Annotated in this window: 11 protein-coding genes; 2 read left to right on the forward strand and 9 right to left on the reverse strand. The window is 72.6% G+C overall.

Annotation, left to right across the window (positions count from 1 at the left end; translation table 11 throughout):
• Nucleotides 1-25: 25 nt before the first annotated feature.
• The 9 genes from ACFVGO_RS27330 to ACFVGO_RS27370 form a co-directional block, all read right to left on the reverse strand.
• On the reverse strand, nt 26-334 hold the full coding sequence (locus ACFVGO_RS27330; RefSeq protein ID WP_359913887.1) for a hypothetical protein: 309 nt from the start codon (nt 332-334) through the stop codon (nt 26-28).
• A 55-nt stretch (nt 335-389) separates the two neighbouring features.
• Nucleotides 390-758, reverse strand: coding sequence for a helix-turn-helix transcriptional regulator (locus ACFVGO_RS27335; protein ID WP_359913890.1), 369 nt, complete (start codon nt 756-758; stop codon nt 390-392).
• 319 nt (nt 759-1077) lie between these two features.
• Nucleotides 1078-1590 (reverse strand): CinA family protein, encoded by a 513-nt coding sequence (locus ACFVGO_RS27340; RefSeq protein ID WP_380352587.1) that lies wholly within the window; start codon nt 1588-1590, stop codon nt 1078-1080.
• Nucleotides 1591-1607: 17 nt separating this feature from the next.
• Nucleotides 1608-2246 carry a CDP-diacylglycerol--glycerol-3-phosphate 3-phosphatidyltransferase gene (gene pgsA / locus ACFVGO_RS27345; protein ID WP_359913893.1) on the reverse strand — a complete coding sequence of 213 codons (639 nt, stop codon included), beginning with the start codon at nt 2244-2246 and terminating at the stop codon, nt 1608-1610.
• The gene (gene rimO, locus ACFVGO_RS27350; RefSeq protein ID WP_380352585.1) at nt 2243-3763 is read right to left on the reverse strand and encodes a 30S ribosomal protein S12 methylthiotransferase RimO; all 1521 of its coding nucleotides are present in this window, start codon (nt 3761-3763) and stop codon (nt 2243-2245) included. The genes pgsA and rimO overlap by 4 nt, the downstream gene beginning before the upstream one ends.
• 96 nt (nt 3764-3859) lie before the next feature.
• Entirely contained in the window at nt 3860-4723 is an 864-nt protein-coding gene (locus tag ACFVGO_RS27355; protein ID WP_380352583.1) for a helix-turn-helix domain-containing protein, read from the reverse strand.
• A 281-nt stretch (nt 4724-5004) separates the two neighbouring features.
• A complete protein-coding gene (locus tag ACFVGO_RS27360; protein WP_359913899.1) occupies nt 5005-7680 on the reverse strand; it encodes a DNA translocase FtsK in 2676 nt (891 codons plus the stop codon).
• Nucleotides 7681-7826: 146 nt separating this feature from the next.
• On the reverse strand, nt 7827-8465 hold the full coding sequence (locus ACFVGO_RS27365; RefSeq protein WP_359913916.1) for a response regulator: 639 nt from the start codon (nt 8463-8465) through the stop codon (nt 7827-7829).
• A gap of 294 nt (nt 8466-8759) precedes the next feature.
• On the reverse strand, nt 8760-13361 hold the full coding sequence (locus ACFVGO_RS27370) for a HAMP domain-containing protein (protein WP_380352581.1): 4602 nt from the start codon (nt 13359-13361) through the stop codon (nt 8760-8762).
• A gap of 481 nt (nt 13362-13842) precedes the next feature.
• On the opposite strand from ACFVGO_RS27370, the gene ACFVGO_RS27375 reads away from it, so the two are divergent.
• Nucleotides 13843-16404, forward strand: a complete 2562-nt coding sequence (locus ACFVGO_RS27375; RefSeq protein ID WP_380634582.1) for a SpoIIE family protein phosphatase — start codon at nt 13843-13845, stop codon at nt 16402-16404.
• Between the two features lie 338 nt (nt 16405-16742).
• A complete protein-coding gene (locus ACFVGO_RS27380; protein WP_380634584.1) occupies nt 16743-17306 on the forward strand; it encodes a GPR1/FUN34/YaaH family transporter in 564 nt (187 codons plus the stop codon).
• Nucleotides 17307-17477: the final 171 nt, after the last annotated feature.

Below are 17477 nucleotides of genomic sequence, written 5' to 3' on the forward strand. Positions count from 1 at the left end.
CCCCGCGGCCTCCGGCCCCGTCGAATCACCCGGTCGGCGGCAGCTGTACCTCCACCGGCTCCACCGGTGCCACCGGCTCCGCCCGCGGACGCCGGGCCGGTCCGGTCGCGTTCCAGTCGGCGTGGACCGGGATGAGACCGAGTCCCCAGCCGCCGGCCGCGAGCAGCCCCAGCACCGCACCGTCGGTCAACTGCCCCCGGACCACCAGGAGCCACCAGGCGAGCCCGGCCGCCGAGAGCGCCAGCAGCCGGCGCACCGGACGCCGTACCCGGGTGGACAGCCGCGCCCGGGCCCGTATTCGGGCCATCGGGCGCGTCTGCGCGTCTGTTCGCACGACCGCCCTCCCTTCGCTCGCCCCGGGCAGGGGCGCCCGGGAGTCGAGGCCGGGATCAGGCGGCGACCACGTCCATCGCGGCGGCCTTGGGCGACAGGGTCGCCCGGTCGGCGCCGGGGGCGGGCAGCGGAACCGGTTCGAGTACCGGCCTCAGCAGATCACCTTCGGAGAGGGTGGCCATCGCCGCAAGTTCGGCGAGCGACAGTTCGTCGCTGACCTCGCGCATGACCTCGGACATCCGGACATCGAGCGCGTCGCAGATGGCGGAGAGCAGCTCCGAGGACGCCTCCTTCTGTCCCCGCTCGACCTCGGAGAGGTATCCGAGCGAAACCCTGGCGGCCGCCGACACCTCGCGGAGTGTGCGGCCCTGGCGCTGGCGCTGCCGACGCAGTACATCGCCCAGTAGGCGACGAAGCAGGATCATCGGTGCCTCCCTCCTCGGACTGCGGATCGAGATGTCACGACCCCACCGTACCGCCTTGCCCGCTTCGCGTGCGGGGACCCTGGTCGTGTTCACTCTGGGCTGCAAGGCCGTCCCCCTCCTCGTTCCGGTGTCGTACCGGGGTTCGCGGGCCCCTCGTGGTACCCGTCGCGACCCGCCCCGCCACCGTCACGCAACTCGTTCGCCACCTGGTTTCTGCCCAACCAGGGTGTTGGATGTAACACGATCCTCCAGCTGTCCCATACCCGCGCACCGGATCGCCGGATCCCGGTTCGGTGGAGATCCCCGCCCGGCGGGGCTCCTACCGTGCGAACCGACCGACCAGCAGCTCCAGCGCCGCGGTCACCGCCCCGTGACGGATTGTGGCACGACCCCCCGACAGCAGGGGAGAACTGACCAGAGTTCCCCCCGGGCCGGCGACCGCCAGGTGCACCGTGCCCACCGGCCGCCCGTCCTGCGGGTCGGGCCCGGCCACCCCGGTCGTCGCGAGCCCGTACGTGGCCCCCAGCAATCCGCGCACGCCCTCGGCCATCTGCCGGGCCACCACCGGATGGACCGGCCCGTACACGTCCAGCAGGCCCTCGTCGACCCCGAGCACCGAGGCCTTCAGTTCGGTCGCGTACGCGGTGACCGAGCCCCGGAAGGTCGCGGACGCCCCGGGGACGTCCACCAGCGCGGCGGCCAGCAGACCCCCGGTCAGCGATTCGGCGACCGCGAGCGTGCCGCCCTCGGCCCGCAGCGCGGCGTGCGCCCGCTCCGCCAGCTCGTAGTCCCGCTCCGCCGCGTCCCGCTGCGCCACGTCCCGCTCCGCCACCCGGTCTCCCCCGTCGCTCAGCGGCCGGCCCGGGCCGCGGCCTGTCCCTCGCGGCGCAGTCGCACCGCCTGTCCGATGTAGTCCAGCGCGGTGCCGACGGTCAGCACTACCGCCAGGCCCATCAGCACGGCCCGCCCGGTGGCCAGCCAGCCGGTCAGCGGCAGCACGTACATGCCGACCGCGGTGCCCTGGGTGAGCGTCTTGAGCTTGCCGCCGCGGCTGGCCGGGATGACGCCGTAGCGGATCACCCAGAAGCGCATCAGCGTGATGCCGAGCTCGCGGGCCAGGATCACCACGGTGACCCACCAGGGCAGGTCGCCGAGCACCGAGAGGCCGATCAGCGCCGAGCCCATGATCGCCTTGTCGGCGATCGGGTCGGCGATCTTGCCGAAGTCGGTGACCAGGCCCTTGCGCCGGGCGAGCTCGCCGTCGAACAGGTCGGTGATCATCGCGATCGCGAACGCCGCCCAGGCGACCGCGCGCCACTTGGGGTTGTGCCCGTCGTCGGCGAACAGCAGGGCCACGAAGACCGGCACCAGCAGCACCCGGACCATCGTGAGCACGTTGGCGATGTTCCAGACCCCCGGGGCGGACGCCGCCGCGGCCACCGGTCTGCCCGGGTGGGCCGCGGCCGGGGCGACGGGCCCCTTGGTCATTCCCCGACTCCCGAGACCGTGGCCCCCGCGACCTCGGCGCCCGGGGTCCTGGGCGGTCGCACCTGCTCCAGCGCCTCGGCGATCAGGTCGACACCCTCGCTGGCGACCACCTTGGCCCGCCAGAACTGGCCGATCCCGGGCGCCTCGACGCCGGTGAGGGTGGTCAGGCCGTCGGTCTCCGGGGCCTGGTGGGCGGAGCGGCCCTCGACCACGCCGTCCTCGATCGACTCGATCAGCACCTCGACCTCGGTGCCGATCCGCTGCTCGGCCCGCTGGGCGGTCATCTCCTCGGCCAGCCGGCTCAGCCGGTCCAGGCGGTCGGCGATCACGTCCTCGGCGAGCTTGCCGTCGTAGGTCGCGGCCTCGGTGCCGTCCTCGTCCGAGTAGCCGAAGACGCCGATCGCGTCCAGCCCGGCGTGGGTGACGAAGCGCTCCAGCTCGGCGAAGTCCTCCTCGGTCTCACCGGGGAAGCCGACGATGAAGTTGGACCGGGCGCCGGCCTGCGGGGCCTTGCCGCGGATGGTCCCCAGCAGTTCCAGGAACTGGTCGGTGGAGCCGAAGCGGCGCATCCGGCGCAGCACGGCGGGTGCCGAGTGCTGGAAGGACAGGTCGAAGTAGGGCACCACGTCGGCGGTCCCGGTCATCGAGTCGATCAGGCCCGGGCGCATCTCGGCCGGCTGGAGGTAGGAGACCCGGACCCGCTCGACGCCCTCGATCGCGGCGATCTCGCCGAGCAGCGTCTCCAGCAGCCGGATGTCGCCGAGGTCCTTGCCGTACGAGGTGTTGTTCTCGCTCACCAGGACGATCTCGCGCACGCCCTGCCCGGCCAGCCACTGGGCCTCGTTCAGCACGTCGGAGGGGCGCCGGGAGATGAAGGAGCCGCGGAAGGCCGGGATGGCGCAGAAGGAGCAGCGGCGGTCGCAGCCGGAGGCGAGCTTGACCGAGGCCACCGGGTTGTCGTCCAGCCGCTTGCGCAGGGTGCGCGGGCCGGAGGCGGGGGCGACGCCGTCGGGCAGGTCGGTGATCGGCTCGGCGGGGGCCTCGGCGCCGTGGCCGGGCAGCGCGACGGCCTCGGCGGCGGACTGCCGCTCGGCCGGGCTGATCGGCAGCAGCTTGCGGCGGTCGCGGGGCAGGTGCGGGGCATGGTGGCCGCCGGAGAGGATCGTCTGCAGGCGGTCGGAGATGTTGGTGTAGTCGTCGAAGCCGAGCACGCCGTCGGCCTCGGGCAGCGCGTCGGCGAGCTCCTTGCCGTACCGCTCGGCCATGCAGCCGACCGCGACGACGGCCTGGGTGCGGCCGTGCCCCTTGAGGTCGTTGGCCTCCAGCAGGGCGTCCACGGAGTCCTTCTTGGCGGCCTCGACGAAGCCGCAGGTGTTGACCACGGCGACGTCCGCTTCGGCGGCGTCGTCGACGAGCAACCAGCCGTCGGCTTCCAGTCGCCCGGCGAGTTCCTCGGAGTCCACCTCGTTGCGGGCGCATCCGAGCGTGACAAGGGCGACAGTACGGCGTTCAGGCATAGGCCCAAGATTAACGCGCGGGCTCCGGTGCCGTTGGCCCCGGAGTCCGCGCGCCTCGGATCAGCTGATCATCAGCGGGCCGTCCGGCCCCTGTGGTCAGCCAGCCTGCGGGTCTCCGGGGGTGTACGTGACGTGCACCACCTGGCCGTCCTTGCCGAGGAGGCCGAGGTCCTTCCCGTTGACGTACGCGTGCACGGCCCCGCCGTTGCCGAGCACCAGCTTGATCTGCCGGGGGTCGGTGAAGGTCTGGTCCTGGCCGTTGCTGATGTTGTTCTGGAACAGCGACTTTCCGCTGCCGTCCATCGCCGAGACCCAGCTGGTGCCCTCGGCGACCAGCTTCACGGTGACCTTGTCGGCCGGGACGGCGGCGATCGCGGCGGCGCTGGGCACGGGAGCCGGCGGCTGGACGGCGGGCGTGGCGGCGGGGGCCACCGAGCCGGTCCCCGAGCCGCTGGGCAGCGGCGCGCTGGCCGAGCCGGTGGTGCCGCGCCCGCCCGTGCCGCTGACCAGGTTGAAGCCGATCAGCGCGACCACGGCGACGATCGCGGCGACCATGGCGGCCGCCCAGTTCGGCCGGCCGCGGCGGGGCACCTTGATCGGGCCGCTGTCGATCAGCTGGGTCGCCGGGCGCCTGGCGGCGGGCGGGCCGCCGTGCGCGGCGTCGTACCGGGCGACCAGCGCCTCACCGTCCAGACCGACCACCCGGGCGATCAGGCGGATGTGCCCGCGGGCGTAGAAGTCGCCGCCGCAGCGGGCGAAGTCGTCCGCCTCGACGGCATGGACGATCGGCACCCGGACCCGGGTGGCGGTACTCACCTGGTCCACCGTGAGCCCCGCGTCGATCCGGGCGGTGGACAGCACCCGGCCGATGCTCGGGGCATCGGCCGCCTGCACCACGTCGTCGGCCGGTTCGAGGGGCGGCATGGTGTTCTCGCGGTCGGAGGACTTGCCGATGGTCACGGGGCACGCCTTTCGAGCGGATGGCCACCTGCTGGGGAACAGTCTAGGGGCGTGGGCGGATCGTTTCTCAAGCGGAACGGGCCGAATGCGCACTCCCGGTCCGACCGGGGTCCGGCACCGCGCCGACGGGCCGTCAGCGCGGCCGCGCGGGGAACCCGGGGTCCGCTTTCCGCGGTGTGACGCGGTGTACGCACGTTCGGTTCCCCACGTGGCGCCTACCCCCCTCCGAACGAGTGACACCTCGCCCAGGACACGGGCCGGGCCCCGACCGGGCCCGTCCGTCAGCCCCGAAGGGTGATCAGCACCCCGTCCAGCTCGTCCGGCTTCACCAGCACGTCGCGGGCCTTGGAGCCCTCGCTCGGACCGACGATCCCGCGCGACTCCATCAGGTCCATCAGCCGGCCCGCCTTCGCGAAGCCGACCCGGAGCTTGCGCTGGAGCATCGAGGTCGAGCCGAACTGGGTGGAGACCACCAGCTCGGCCGCCTGGATCAGCAGGTCCAGGTCGTCGCCGATCTCCTCGTCGATCTCCTTCTTCGGCCCGCCCCCGACCGTCACGTCGTCCCGGTAGACGGCGGTCAGCTGGTCCTTGCAGTGCTGCACCACCCTGGCGATCTCCGCCTCGGTGACGAACGCGCCCTGCATGCGGATCGGCTTGCTGGCGCCCATCGGCAGGAAGAGCGCGTCGCCCTTGCCGATCAGCTTCTCCGCGCCGGGCTGGTCCAGGATGACCCGGGAGTCGGCCATCGCGGAGGTCGCGAAGGCCAGCCGGGACGGCACGTTGGCCTTGATCAGGCCGGTGACCACGTCCACCGAGGGCCGTTGGGTGGCGAGCACCAGGTGGATGCCGGCCGCGCGGGCCAGCTGGGTGATCCGGACCACCGAGTCCTCGACGTCGCGCGGCGCGACCATCATCAGGTCGGCCAGCTCGTCGACGATCACCAGCAGGTACGGGTACGGCGTCAGCTCGCGCTCGCTGCCGAGCGGCGGGGTGACCTTGCCGGCCCGCACCGCCGCGTTGAAGTCGTCCACGTGCCGGAAGCCGAACGCCGCGAGGTCGTCGTAGCGCATGTCCATCTCGCGCACCACCCACTGGAGGGCCTCGGCGGCCTTCTTGGGGTTGGTGATGATCGGCGTGATCAGGTGCGGGATGCCCTCGTACGCGGTCAGCTCTACCCGCTTGGGGTCGACCAGCACCATCCGCACCTCGTCCGGGGTGGCCCGGGCGAGGATCGAGGTGATCAGGCAGTTGATGCAGGAGGACTTGCCCGCGCCGGTCGCGCCGGCCACCAGGATGTGCGGCATCTTGGCGAGGTTGGCCATCACGGTGTGGCCCTCGACGTCCTTGCCCATGCCGACGACCATCGGGTGGGTGTCCTCGGCGGCCGTGCGCGAGCGCAGCAGGTCGCCGAGGTTGACCATCTCGCGGTCCCGGTTGGGGATCTCGATCCCGACCGCGGACTTTCCGGGGATCGGGCTGATGATCCGCACGTCCGGGCTGGCCACCGCGTACGCGATGTTCTTGGCGAGCGCGGTGATCCGCTCCACCTTGACGGCCGGGCCGAGCTCGACCTCGTAGCGGGTGACCGTCGGCCCCCGGGTGAAGCCGGTGACCTTGGCGTCCACCTTGAACTCGGCGAAGGTGCCGGTGAGCTGGGCGACCACCTCGTCGTTGAGGGCGCTGCGGGCCTTGGCCGGGCCGCCGCGCTCCAGCAGGTCGAGCGAGGGCAGGGCGTAGGTGACGCCCTCGCCGAACTGCAGCTGCTCCATCCGCACCGGCGCCGCGCCGTGCTCCTCGGGCGCGCCCGGGCCGCCGCTGCGGGCGGCGGGGACGGCGGCCTCCTCCGGCGGGGCGGTGCGGTCCTGCACCTGGTGCATCATGTCCGCCACCGCGGAGGAGGCGGGCACGCCGTAGACCAGGGCGCCGTCCAGGTCCGCGGCCGCGCCGGCGGCGAGGTCGCGGGTGGCGTACGGGTCCAGCGGCTCCTTGTCCAGGGAGATCCGCTCGACGTCCTCCGGCTCCTCGGCGGGCTTGCGCCGGCGGCGGCGCCGGCGGGCGGCCACCTCGTCCGAGGGGTCGTCACCGCCGGTGTCCACGGTGAACGGCAGCGCGTCGGGGTCGGCGTCCTCCGGCGGGTCGGTGGACAGCTCGCGCTCCGGCGCGCGCCCCCACCGCTCGTCCTCCGGCCCGGGCTCGACCACGCCCAGCCGTATGCCGATCCCCCGCACCCGCTCGCCGATCCGGTTGATCGGGGTGGCGGTGACCACCAGCAGGCCGAAGAAGGCCAGCAGCAGGAGCAGCGGCACGGCGAGCGCCGGCCCGGCGGCGGCCATCATCGGGGTGGACGCGGCCCAGCCGATGATTCCGCCGGCCGCCCTTATCCGGGAGGCGCCGCTGCCCATCATGGGCGCGCCGCAGCCGATGTGGACCAGGCCGAGGACGCCGACCAGCAGCGCGCTCAGCCCGATCATGATCCGTCCGTTGGCCTCCGGCAGCTCCGGGTGGCGCCAGAGCCTGATCGCCATCGCGGCCAGCAGGAACGGCACCAGCACGTCGAGCCGGCCGAACAGCCCGGACACCACGGCGGTGGCCCCCTCCCCCAGCCAGCCCTGCGGGCTGAACCAGGTGCCGGCCGCGGTCACCAGCGCGAGCGCGAACAGCAGCAGTCCCACGCCGTCCTTGCGGTGGTCCGGATGCAGGTTCTTGGCGCCGTCGCCGAAGCCCCGGAAGATCGCCGCGATCGGGCTGGCCAGGGCGTTGAGCGCGCCCATCAGCACCGATCTGGACGGCTTCGGCGGCGCGGGTGCGGCCGGCTTGGCCGCCGCCTTCTTCGCGGGAGCCGCCTTCCCGGCCGCCGCCTTCTTCGCGGGCGGCTTGCCCGGGGCCTTCGCCGCGGCCTTCCCGGACGCTCCCGGACTCGACTTGCGTGCTGCGTTCCCGGGCGTGCGAGTGGCCATGGGTCAGCAGCCTACCGGGGCCGACGACCACTGCACATGTGCCCGAGTCCGGGCGCCGGGACGTGTCGCAGACACACCGTCACCCTGACCGGGATTCACCCGGTCGCCGCACCGGACCACCCGGACGGGTGAACCCCGGCAGGGGATCAGGAACTGCCCGGACGCATCGCGTCCAGGGCCCGGCGCAGCCCGGCGAGCTTGCGCTCCAGGTGTGCCGCGGTGGCGGCCACCCCGGCGTCCTCGCCCCCGTCCAGCTGCTTGCCGAGCGCCTCCGCCTGCTCCTCGACCGCCGCCAGCCGCGCGGACAGCTCACCCAGCAGCGCCCCGCCGAGGGCCCGCTCGTCGCCGCCCTCCTCCAGCTGCAGGCGCAGCAGCGCGGCCTGCTCCTTCAGCTGGCAGTTCTTCGCGTACAGGTCGACGAAGACGGAGACCTTGGCGCGCAGCACCCACGGGTCGAAGGGCTTGGAGATGTAGTCCACCGCGCCGGCCGCGTAGCCGCGGAAGGTGTGGTGCGGGCCGTGGTTGATCGCGGTCAGGAAGATGATCGGGATGTCCCGGGTGCGCTCGCGGCGCTTGATGTGGGCGGCGGTCTCGAAGCCGTCCATCCCCGGCATCTGGACGTCCAGCAGGATCACCGCGAAGTCGTCGGTGAGCAGCGCCTTCAGCGCCTCCTCACCCGAGGCCGCACGGACCAGTGTCTGGTCCAGGGCCGAGAGGATCGCCTCCAGCGCCAGCAGGTTCTCCGGTCGGTCGTCGACCAGGAGGATCTTGGCCTTCTGCATCAGGGCTCGCCCTCCTGTCGCCTGCCTGCCGCCCGGTGCAGGCACCCGCGTACTGCCCACCGCTACCCCGGTCATGCTAGCCGCACCCCCTCGCCCGGCACATCGCCCCGTCGTGACCCGATCCGGGGCGGCGCGCAGCCAGTGCTCCGGCGCACGCTCAGCAGCGTGTCGCCATCCGGTCACTGTTCGCAACGATCGGTGACCCTACCCGGTTCCCGGGCCCGACCGCCAGCAAACCGGCCGACCGGCCGACGTGAACCCCGGGGCCCGGTCGGGGCTTCACGCCTCCCCCCGCGATCACGCGCGGTCCGCGTTCAGCCACTCGCGCATGACCGACAGCAGGTGGTCGGTCTCCACCGGCTTGGTGATGTGGTCGGTGGCACCCGCCTGCAGCGACTTCTCCCGGTCGCCCTTCATCGCCTTGGCGGTCAGCGCGATGATCGGCAGGCCCGCGAACTGGGGCATCCGGCGGATCGCCTCGGTGGTCGCGTAGCCGTCCATCTCCGGCATCATGATGTCCATCAGGACCAGCGCCACGTTCTCGTGCTGCTCCAGCATCTCGATGCCCTCGCGGCCGTTCTCGGCGTACAGGACGGTCAGGCCGTGCTGCTCCAGCACGCTGGTGAGCGCGAACACGTTGCGGACGTCGTCGTCCACGATCAGCACCTGCTGGCCGTCGAAGCGCCGGTCGCCGTTGACCGGGCGGGGCTGGAGGGGCTCCACCGTCCGCGGTCCGGCGGCGCTCTCCAGGGCGGCGCTGCGCCGGCGCTCCACCGCGCCGCGGCGGCGCTCCTCGGCCAGCTCGCGGACCTCCTGGGCCCAGTGGTCGGCCGGGTTCTCGCCGACCGGCACCGGCAGGCCCACCGGGGTCACCCCGACCGAGGCGCGCGGCGTCAGGCCGGCCGGCACGGTCGAGCGGGGGTCGCCGACGGCCTCCGGGGCCTCGGTGCGCAGCGGCAGGTAGAGCGTGAAGGTCGAGCCCTTGCCCAGTTCGCTCTCGGCGTGGATCTCGCCGCCGAGCAGCCGGGCGATCTCGCGGCTGATGGACAGGCCGAGGCCGGTGCCGCCGTACTTGCGGCTGGTGGTGCCGTCGGCCTGCTTGAACGCCTCGAAGATCTCGCGCAGCTTGTTCCCGGGGATTCCGATGCCGGTGTCGGAGACCGCGAAGGCGATCAGCTCGTCGTCCGGGCCCTGGATCGAGCCGGACTCCAGCAGCCGCTCGCGCACGTCCTGCGGGACCTCCCGGCCGGCCGGGCGGATCGAGAAGTCGACGGCTCCGGCGTCGGTGAACTTCACCGCGTTGGAGATCAGGTTGCGCAGCACCTGCTGGAGCCGCTGCTCGTCGGTGTGCAGGGTGACCGGCAGGGCGGGCGAGACCCGGACGGCGAAGTCCAGGTTCTTGTCCAGCGCGACCGGCTGGAAGGTCGCCTCGACGTAGTCGACCAGCTGGACCAGCGCGATCCGGGCCGGGCGGACGTCCATCTTGCCGGCCTCGACCTTGGACAGGTCGAGGATGTCGTTGATCAGCTGGAGCAGGTCGGAGCCGGCGCCGTGGATGGTGTCGGCGAACTCGACCTGCTTCGGCGAGAGGTTGCCCTCGTTGTTGTCGGAGAGCAGCTTGGCCAGGATCAGCAGCGAGTTGAGCGGGGTGCGCAGCTCGTGCGACATGTTGGCGAGGAACTCGCTCTTGTACCGGGAGGCCAGGGCGAGCTGCTCGGCGCGCTCCTCCAGGACCTGCCGGGCCTCTTCGATCTCGCCGTTCTTGATCTCGATGTCGCGGTTCTGCTGGGCGAGTTGCTCGGCCTTCTCCTGCAACTCCTCGTTGGTGCGCTCCAGTTCCTCCTGGCGGGCCTCCAACTCGGCGGACCGCATCGAGAGTTCGGCGGTGAGGCGCTGGGACTCCAGCAGCAGGCCCTCGGTCTTGGTGTTGACGCTGATGGTGTTGACCGTGACGCCGATGAGGTCCGCGATCTGGTTCAGGAAGTCCAGCGCGACGGTGGTGAAGGAGCTGAAGGTGGCCAGTTCGATCACGCCCAGCAGCCGGCCCTCGAACAGCACCGGCAGCACCACGATGTGGGCCGGGGAGGCCTCGCCGAGCCCGGAGGCGATCTTCAGGTACCCGGGCGGCGCCTCCTTGAGGATGATCGCCCGCTTCTCCACCGCGGCCTGGCCGATCAGCGACTCGCCGGGGCGGAAGGTGGTCGGCATCGCCCGCCGCTGGTAGCCGTAGCTGCCGATCAGGCGCAGCACGGTGTCGTTCTCGTCGTCGTCCTCGGTGATCAGCTCGGCGGTGCGGCCGGCCGGCTGGGCGAGGAAGAAGGCTCCGTGCTGGGCGGAGACCACCGGGGTCAGCTCGGTCATGATCAGCGAGGCGACCGCCTCCAGGTCCCGGCGGCCCTGGAGCAGGCCGGAGATCCGGGCCAGGTTGGTCTTGAGCCAGTCCTGCTCCTGGTTGGTGCGGGTGGTCTCGCGCAGGTTGGCGATCATCTGGTTGATGTTGTCCTTGAGCTCGTCGAGCTCGCCCGCGGCGTCCACGTCGATCCGCAGGCTCAGGTCGCCCCTGGTGACCGCGGTGGCGACCTGGGCGATCGCGCGCACCTGCCGGGTCAGGTTGTTGGCCAGCTCGTTCACCGACTCGGTGAGGTCCTGCCAGGTGCCGTCCACGCCGGGCACCCGGGCCTGGCCGCCGAGCCGCCCGTCGGTGCCCACCTCGCGGGCCACCCGGGTCACCTCGTCGGCGAAGGCCGACAGCTGGTCGACCATGGTGTTGATGTTGGTCTTGAGCTGGAGGATCTCGCCGCGCGCGTCGACGTCGATCTTCTGCGAGAGGTCGCCGCGGGCCACCGCGGTGATCACCAGCGCGATGTTCCGCACCTGGCCGGTGAGGTTGTTGGCCATCTGGTTGACGTTGTCGGTCAGGTCCTTCCAGATGCCGGCCACGCCCGGCACGCTGGCCTGGCCGCCCAGGGTGCCGTCGGTACCGACCTCGCGGGCCACCCGGGTGACCTCCACCGCGAAGGAGGACAGCTGGTCGACCATGGTGTTGAGGGTCGCGGCGAGCGCCGCCACCTCGCCCTGGGCGTCGATGGCGATCTTCTTGGAGAGGTCGCCGCGGGCCACCGCACCGGCGACCTCGGCGATGTTGCGCACCTGTCCGGTCAGGTTCGACGCCATGAAGTTGACGTTGTCGGTCAGGTCCTTCCAGATGCCCGACACCCCTCGCACCCGGGCCTGACCGCCCAGGATGCCCTCGGTGCCCACCTCGCGGGCCACCCGGGTCACCTCGTCGGCGAACGCCGACAGCTGGTCCACCATCGTGTTGACGGTCGTCACCAGCTCCAGGATCTCGCCCCGGGCGTCGACGGTGATCTTCTTGGAGACGTCGCCGCGCGCGACCGCGGTGGTCACCTCGGCGATGTTCCGGACCTGGCTGGTCAGGTTGTTGGCCATCAGGTTGACGGAGTTGGTCAGGTCCTTCCAGATCCCGGCCACGCCGGGCACGCTGGCCTGGCCGCCGAGGATGCCCTCGGTGCCCACGTCCCGGGCGACCCGGGTCACCTCGTCCGCGAAGGCGCCCAGCTGGTCCACCATCGTGTTGATGGTGTTCTTCAGCTCCAGGATCTCCCCGCGCGCGTCCACCTGGATCTTCTGCGACAGGTCGCCCTTGGCGACCGCGGTCGTCACCTGGGCGATGTTGCGCACCTGATCGGTGAGGTTGTTCGCCATGAAGTTGACGTTGTCGGTCAGGTCCCGCCAGACCCCGGCCGCCCAGGGCACCTGCGCCTGACCGCCGAGCCGCCCCTCGGTGCCCACCTGACGGGCCACCCGGGTCACCTGCTCGGCGAAGCCGGAGAGCTGGTCGACCATCGTGTTGATGGTGTTCTTCAGCTCCAGCATCTCGCCGCGCGCGTCCACCTCGATCTTCTGCGACAGGTCGCCCTTGGCGACCGCGGTCGTCACCTGGGCGATGTTGCGCACCTGGCCGGTCAGGTTGTTCGCCATGAAGTTCACCGAGTCGGTCAGGTCCCGCCAGACCCCGGCCACGCCCGGCACCTGGGCCTGCCCGCCGAGCCGGCCCTCCGTCCCCACGTCCCGGGCCACCGTGGTGACCTGGGCGGCGAACCCGTTCAGCTGGTCGACCATCGTGTTGACGGTGTTCTTCAGCTCCAGCATCTCGCCGGCCACCTCGACGGTGACCTTGCGGGACAGATCGCCCTTGGCCACCGCCGTGGTCACCTGGGCGATGTTGCGCACCTGGGCGGTCAGCCGGCCCGCCATGGTGTTGACCGAGTCCGCCAGGTCCTTCCAACTGCCGGACACGCTGCGGACCTTGGCCTGGCCGCCGAGCTTGCCCTCGGTACCGACCTCGCGGGCCACCCGGGTCACCTCGTCGGTGAACTCGGAGAGCTGGTCCACCAGCCCGTTGACGGTCCGCCCGATCTTCAGGTACTCGCCGCGCAGCGGGTGGCTCACCCCGTTGCTGTGCAGCGAGCGCAGCTCCATCTTCTGGTCCAGGTCGCCCTCGGCGATCGAGGTGAGCACCCGGCCCACCTCGGCCATCGGGCGGGCCAGGTCGTCGATCAGCGCGTTGCAGTTGTCGACCGCCGCCATCCAGGCGCCCTCGCCCGCGCCGGTCTCCAGCCGCTCGTTCAGCCGGCCCTCGCGGCCCACCGCGCGCCGGACCCTCGCCAGTTCACCGGTCAGGTGCTGGTTGCGCTCGGCGACCTCGTTGAACACCGCGGCGATCTCGGCCAGCGGCCCGTCCCCCGGGACGGTCAGCCGGCGGCGGAAGTTGCCGTCCCTCATCGCGGTCAGCGCCGACAGCAGCTTGCGCAGCTCGGCGGGCTCCGCGCCACGATTGTGGCCCGGCGCCCGTCGGCCGGCCGCGTTCCGCGGCACGGCCCCGGGGCGTCCACCGCGCGCAGTGGGCGGCGTCGTTCCGGTTGCGTCCTTGGTGGCCGAACTCAACGGGCCCCTCCCACATCGTGAACTGTCCGGTGACCGACCGTGCCGGTGCGGCACGCACCCGGGCACCGGCCCGGCTGGGCTGCGTGCCGACGGTCCGCGACGCGCCGGCACCCACACGACCGTACTGCTCGCACCGGCCGTCGCGGACCCCCCAGTCTGGCAGCACCGGCACCGGGTGCACGGCCGGTTGCGCTCGGTTCGTACCGCACCGTCCGAAACAGGTGGGCAGAATCACCCTCAGGTGCCTGTTTCGACTCCCCGTCCCCACGGGGAACCAAGCGGAAAGTAGGGTGGAGCGCTGCACCGGGCCACGACCCGACCCAGCGCCGCCGCTCACCCCGACGGCGCGCACGGGGATTCGGCGCCGCACCCCGGACAGCCAGGGCAAGAGCAGCAGAGGAGAAGTGGCAACGTGGTCACCGCGCGCGCAGCCGCCACCTTCGATCCCGACGGCCGGTCCGCGGCCGCCGCACGGGGGTTCGTCCGGGACGCGCTGCTCGGCTGGGGCCTGCCCGAGGTCGTCGACGACGCGGTCGTGCTGGTCAGCGAGCTCGTCACCAACGCCGTCGTGCACGCCGGCACCGCCGCGGAGGTCTGCTGCCTGCGCGAGGAGGAGAGCGTCCGGATCGAGGTCACCGACCACCACCCCGAGCGCGGCCTGCCCTCGCTCGGCGACGGTCCGGTCACCGGCTCCGACCGCTACGCCGACCCGGACGGCGAGGGCGGTCGCGGCCTGCTGATGTGCTCCGCCCTCTCGGAGCGGTGGGGCGTCGAGTACGCGGCCGGACGCAAGACCGTCTGGTTCCGCCTCGCGCTGCCCGTACACGTGTCCGGGACCCGCTACGCCGTTCCCGCGACCCCCGGCAGCGATCTGCCCAGCGGCCCCGGCCCGGTGCGCGTCGCCGTCGTCCAGCTCGACGAGGACGGCCGGGTGCTGGCCTGGAACCCGGACGCCGAGGCGCTCTTCCAGTACCCCGCCGCGACCGTCCTCGGCCGCCCCTGGGCCGACCTCGCGGTCTGGCCCAAGTCCCCCGCCCGCGGCCTCGGCCTGACCGACACCCTGCGGATGGCCCGCTGGGAGGGCGGCTACGGCATCCGACGCCAGGACGGCCAGGAGGTCGAGGTGTACGGCGTCCAGGTCCGGCTGCGCGACACCGAGGGCGTCCCCTCCACCCTCTGCCTGCTGGTCCTCGAACCCGACCGCGCGGTGCTGCGCTCCCCCGCCCGGGCCCTGCCCGGCGAGCGCCCCGACCCGGCCGGCCCCCGGCTCGACCTGCTGGCCGGCCCGGTCGCCACCGACGACCTCGACACCCTGCTCCAGCGCACCGTCGAACGCGCCCGCGACCTGCTCGACGGCGACGCCGCGTACCTGCTGCTCACCACCGACGACGAGGCCGAGTTCGAGGTCCGCGCCGCCACCGGCCTCACCTCCGGACACCGCAGGCACACCCGCTTCCCGGTCGGCACCGGCAACCGCTACGACTCCGCCCGGCTGCCCTCCGTCCACGAGGACCTCTCCGCCCGGCCCACCGGCCTGCCACTGCTCTCCGACAGCGGCATGCGCTCCCTGATCACCGTCCCGCTCAAGGTCGAGGGCCGGCTGATCGGTTCGCTGGGCATCGCCGCCGCCGTGCCCGGCCGCTACGACAACGAGGACGCGCTGCGCCTGCAGTTCGCCGCCGACCGGGTCGCCCTCGCCGTCGAGAGCACCCGGCTGACCGAGCTCGAACAGCTGCGCCGCGGCTCGCTCTCCTTCCTGGTCGAGGCCTCCGACCTGCTGGCCGGCACCCTCGAACACGAGCAGACCCTCGCGCTGATGGCCCAGATGGCCGTCCCCACCCTCGCCTCCTGGTGTGCCGTCTACACCACCGCCGACCGCTCCTCACCGGCCAGGCTCGCCTTCGTCCTGCACGAGGACGAGGACCGCATCGACCCGCTGCGCGACCTGCTCGACAAGACGCCCGTACCGGAGGCCGGCCCCGCCCACGGCGTCCGGTTCTGGACGGCCCTCGCCGAGTCCGCCGAGGCGGGCGGCCTCGCCGACGGCCCGGAGCTCGCCGGCCTGCTCGGCGAGACCGTCGTCCTCGCACTGACCGCCCGCAACCGCGTCATCGGCCTGCTGGTGCTCGGGGTCCCGGCCGGCGTCGGATTCCGCCAGGAGATCCTCGAACTCGCCGAGGACCTCTCCCGCCGGGCCGCCCTCGCCCTGGACAACTCCCGCCTCTACTCCGAGCGCACCGCCACCAGCCAGGCCCTCCAGCGCAGCCTGCTCCCGCCGGACCTGCCGGAGATCCCCGGCGTCGAGGTGGACGTCTACTACCAGGCGGCCGGCGAGGGCAACGAGGTCGGCGGCGACTTCTACGACCTGTTCACCATCCGCGAGGGCACCTACGGCTTCGCCATCGGCGACGTCTGCGGCACCGGCCCCGAGGCCGCCTCGGTCACCGGCCTGGCCCGGCACTCGCTGCGGCTCCTCGCCCGCGAGGGCCTGGACGCCCCGCAGGTGCTGCGCCGGCTCAACGCGGCCATCCTGGACGAGGGTTCGCGCAGCCGCTTCCTCACACTGCTCTACGGCGAGCTGACGCCCCGCCCGGACGGCAGCACCGAGCTCTCCCTGGTCTGCGCCGGCCACCCGCTGCCGCTGCGGCTGCGCACCGACGGCCAGGTCGACCGGGCCGCCACCCCGCAGCCGCTGCTCGGCGTCATGGACGACCTCGACCTCACCGCCGAGCACCTGGTGCTCGCCCCCGGCGAGGTCCTGCTCTGTGTCACCGACGGGGTCACCGAACGCCGCGAGGGCCGGCGGATGCTGGGCGACGACGGCCTCGCCGAGGTGCTCACCGGCTGTACCGGCCTGACCGCCGGGGCGGTCGCGGCGAGGGTGCAGCGTGCGGTCGAACGCTTCGCCCCGGAGCCGCCGTCCGACGACATGGCGATCCTGACCCTCCGGGTGCCCACCCAGCGCAAGACCTGAACGTCCGGCGGCCGGCGAGTGCCGGCGCGGCGTCGGTGCCGTGCCGGGCCGTGCTGACGCCGTGCCGGGCCGTGCTGACGCAGTCACAAATTGTTATATTCACAAGGGTACAAGCGAAACGGGGTCGGGTAGACCGATCTCACCGGAGATTCCCTCCGGCGGGGGCACGACCAGCGGCTCTCCGCTGGCCCACCACTTCCGATGGCCCCTCACTTCCGACCGCGGCCCGCGCACACTCACAACAGTGCGCCTTCGGCGCGGTCGCGCGCATCCACTCATCGAGACGACACCACAGCGTCACTGCGCCCTGCGCGCGCCCAGAGTGAAAGGAGCCTCCGGTGAGCAACGACGCTTCCGGGGCAACGAACGCCCGCTCCACCGGAGCCGACGCGGGTAGCCTCGGCTACCTCGCGCTCGGTCTCACACTGCTCGCCTACGGCCTGCTCTCCACCGGCATCCTGCACGGAGCCGGAGCCGGGAACGCGGCCCACCTCGCCCATATCCTCGGCGGCGTCACCCTCTTCATCGCGGGCCTCTGGCAACTCCGCGGCGGCGAGGGCTTCACCGGAACCGCCTTCACCACCCTCGGCGCCTTCTGGGCGACCTGGTCAACGGCCGCTGGGGCGGGCAAGAACGCCGCCGGACTCTTCCTGCTGCTGTGGGCCCTGCTCGCCCTCACCCTCACCGCCGCGAGCTGGGGTTCGGGCCTGCTCGGCCGCGCCGTCTACGGCCTGCTGACGGTCTCCCTGCTGCTCTCCGCCATCGCCACCTTCGGCGGCTACGGCGGCCTGGCCAAGGTCGCCGGCTGGATCGCGGCCGTCTCCGGGCTCGCCGCCTGGTACTGGGCCACCTCCGCACTGAGCAACGGCTCCTGGGGAAAGATCGCCCTGCCGGTCAAGTAGCCGACCGGGAACGACCTCGGTCAGCCCACCTGCTCCAACTGCTCCTCGGCGGTGCCGCGGGGGGAGACACCCCTCCCCCCGGAGGAACCATCCCCCCCGCCTTCCTCCCCCTCCCCCCCCCCCCCCACCAGAAACAAACCCACCCCCCCCCCCCCGCCCCCCCCCCCCAAA

This window comes from Kitasatospora sp. NPDC057738 (assembly GCF_042798815.1).
GTDB classification, from domain to species: domain Bacteria; phylum Actinomycetota; class Actinomycetes; order Streptomycetales; family Streptomycetaceae; genus Kitasatospora; species Kitasatospora lactacystinica.

What these genes read in the sequence shown, in the direction of transcription:
- ACFVGO_RS27335 (WP_359913890.1), bottom strand. Translation starts at nt 758, where the DNA reads ATGATCCTGCTTCGTCGCCTACTGGGCGATGTACTGCGTCGGCAGCGC.
- pgsA (WP_359913893.1), bottom strand. Translation starts at nt 2,246, where the DNA reads ATGACCAAGGGGCCCGTCGCCCCGGCCGCGGCCCACCCGGGCAGACCG.
- rimO (WP_380352585.1), bottom strand. Translation starts at nt 3,763, where the DNA reads ATGCCTGAACGCCGTACTGTCGCCCTTGTCACGCTCGGATGCGCCCGC.
- ACFVGO_RS27360 (WP_359913899.1), bottom strand. Translation starts at nt 7,680, where the DNA reads ATGGCCACTCGCACGCCCGGGAACGCAGCACGCAAGTCGAGTCCGGGA.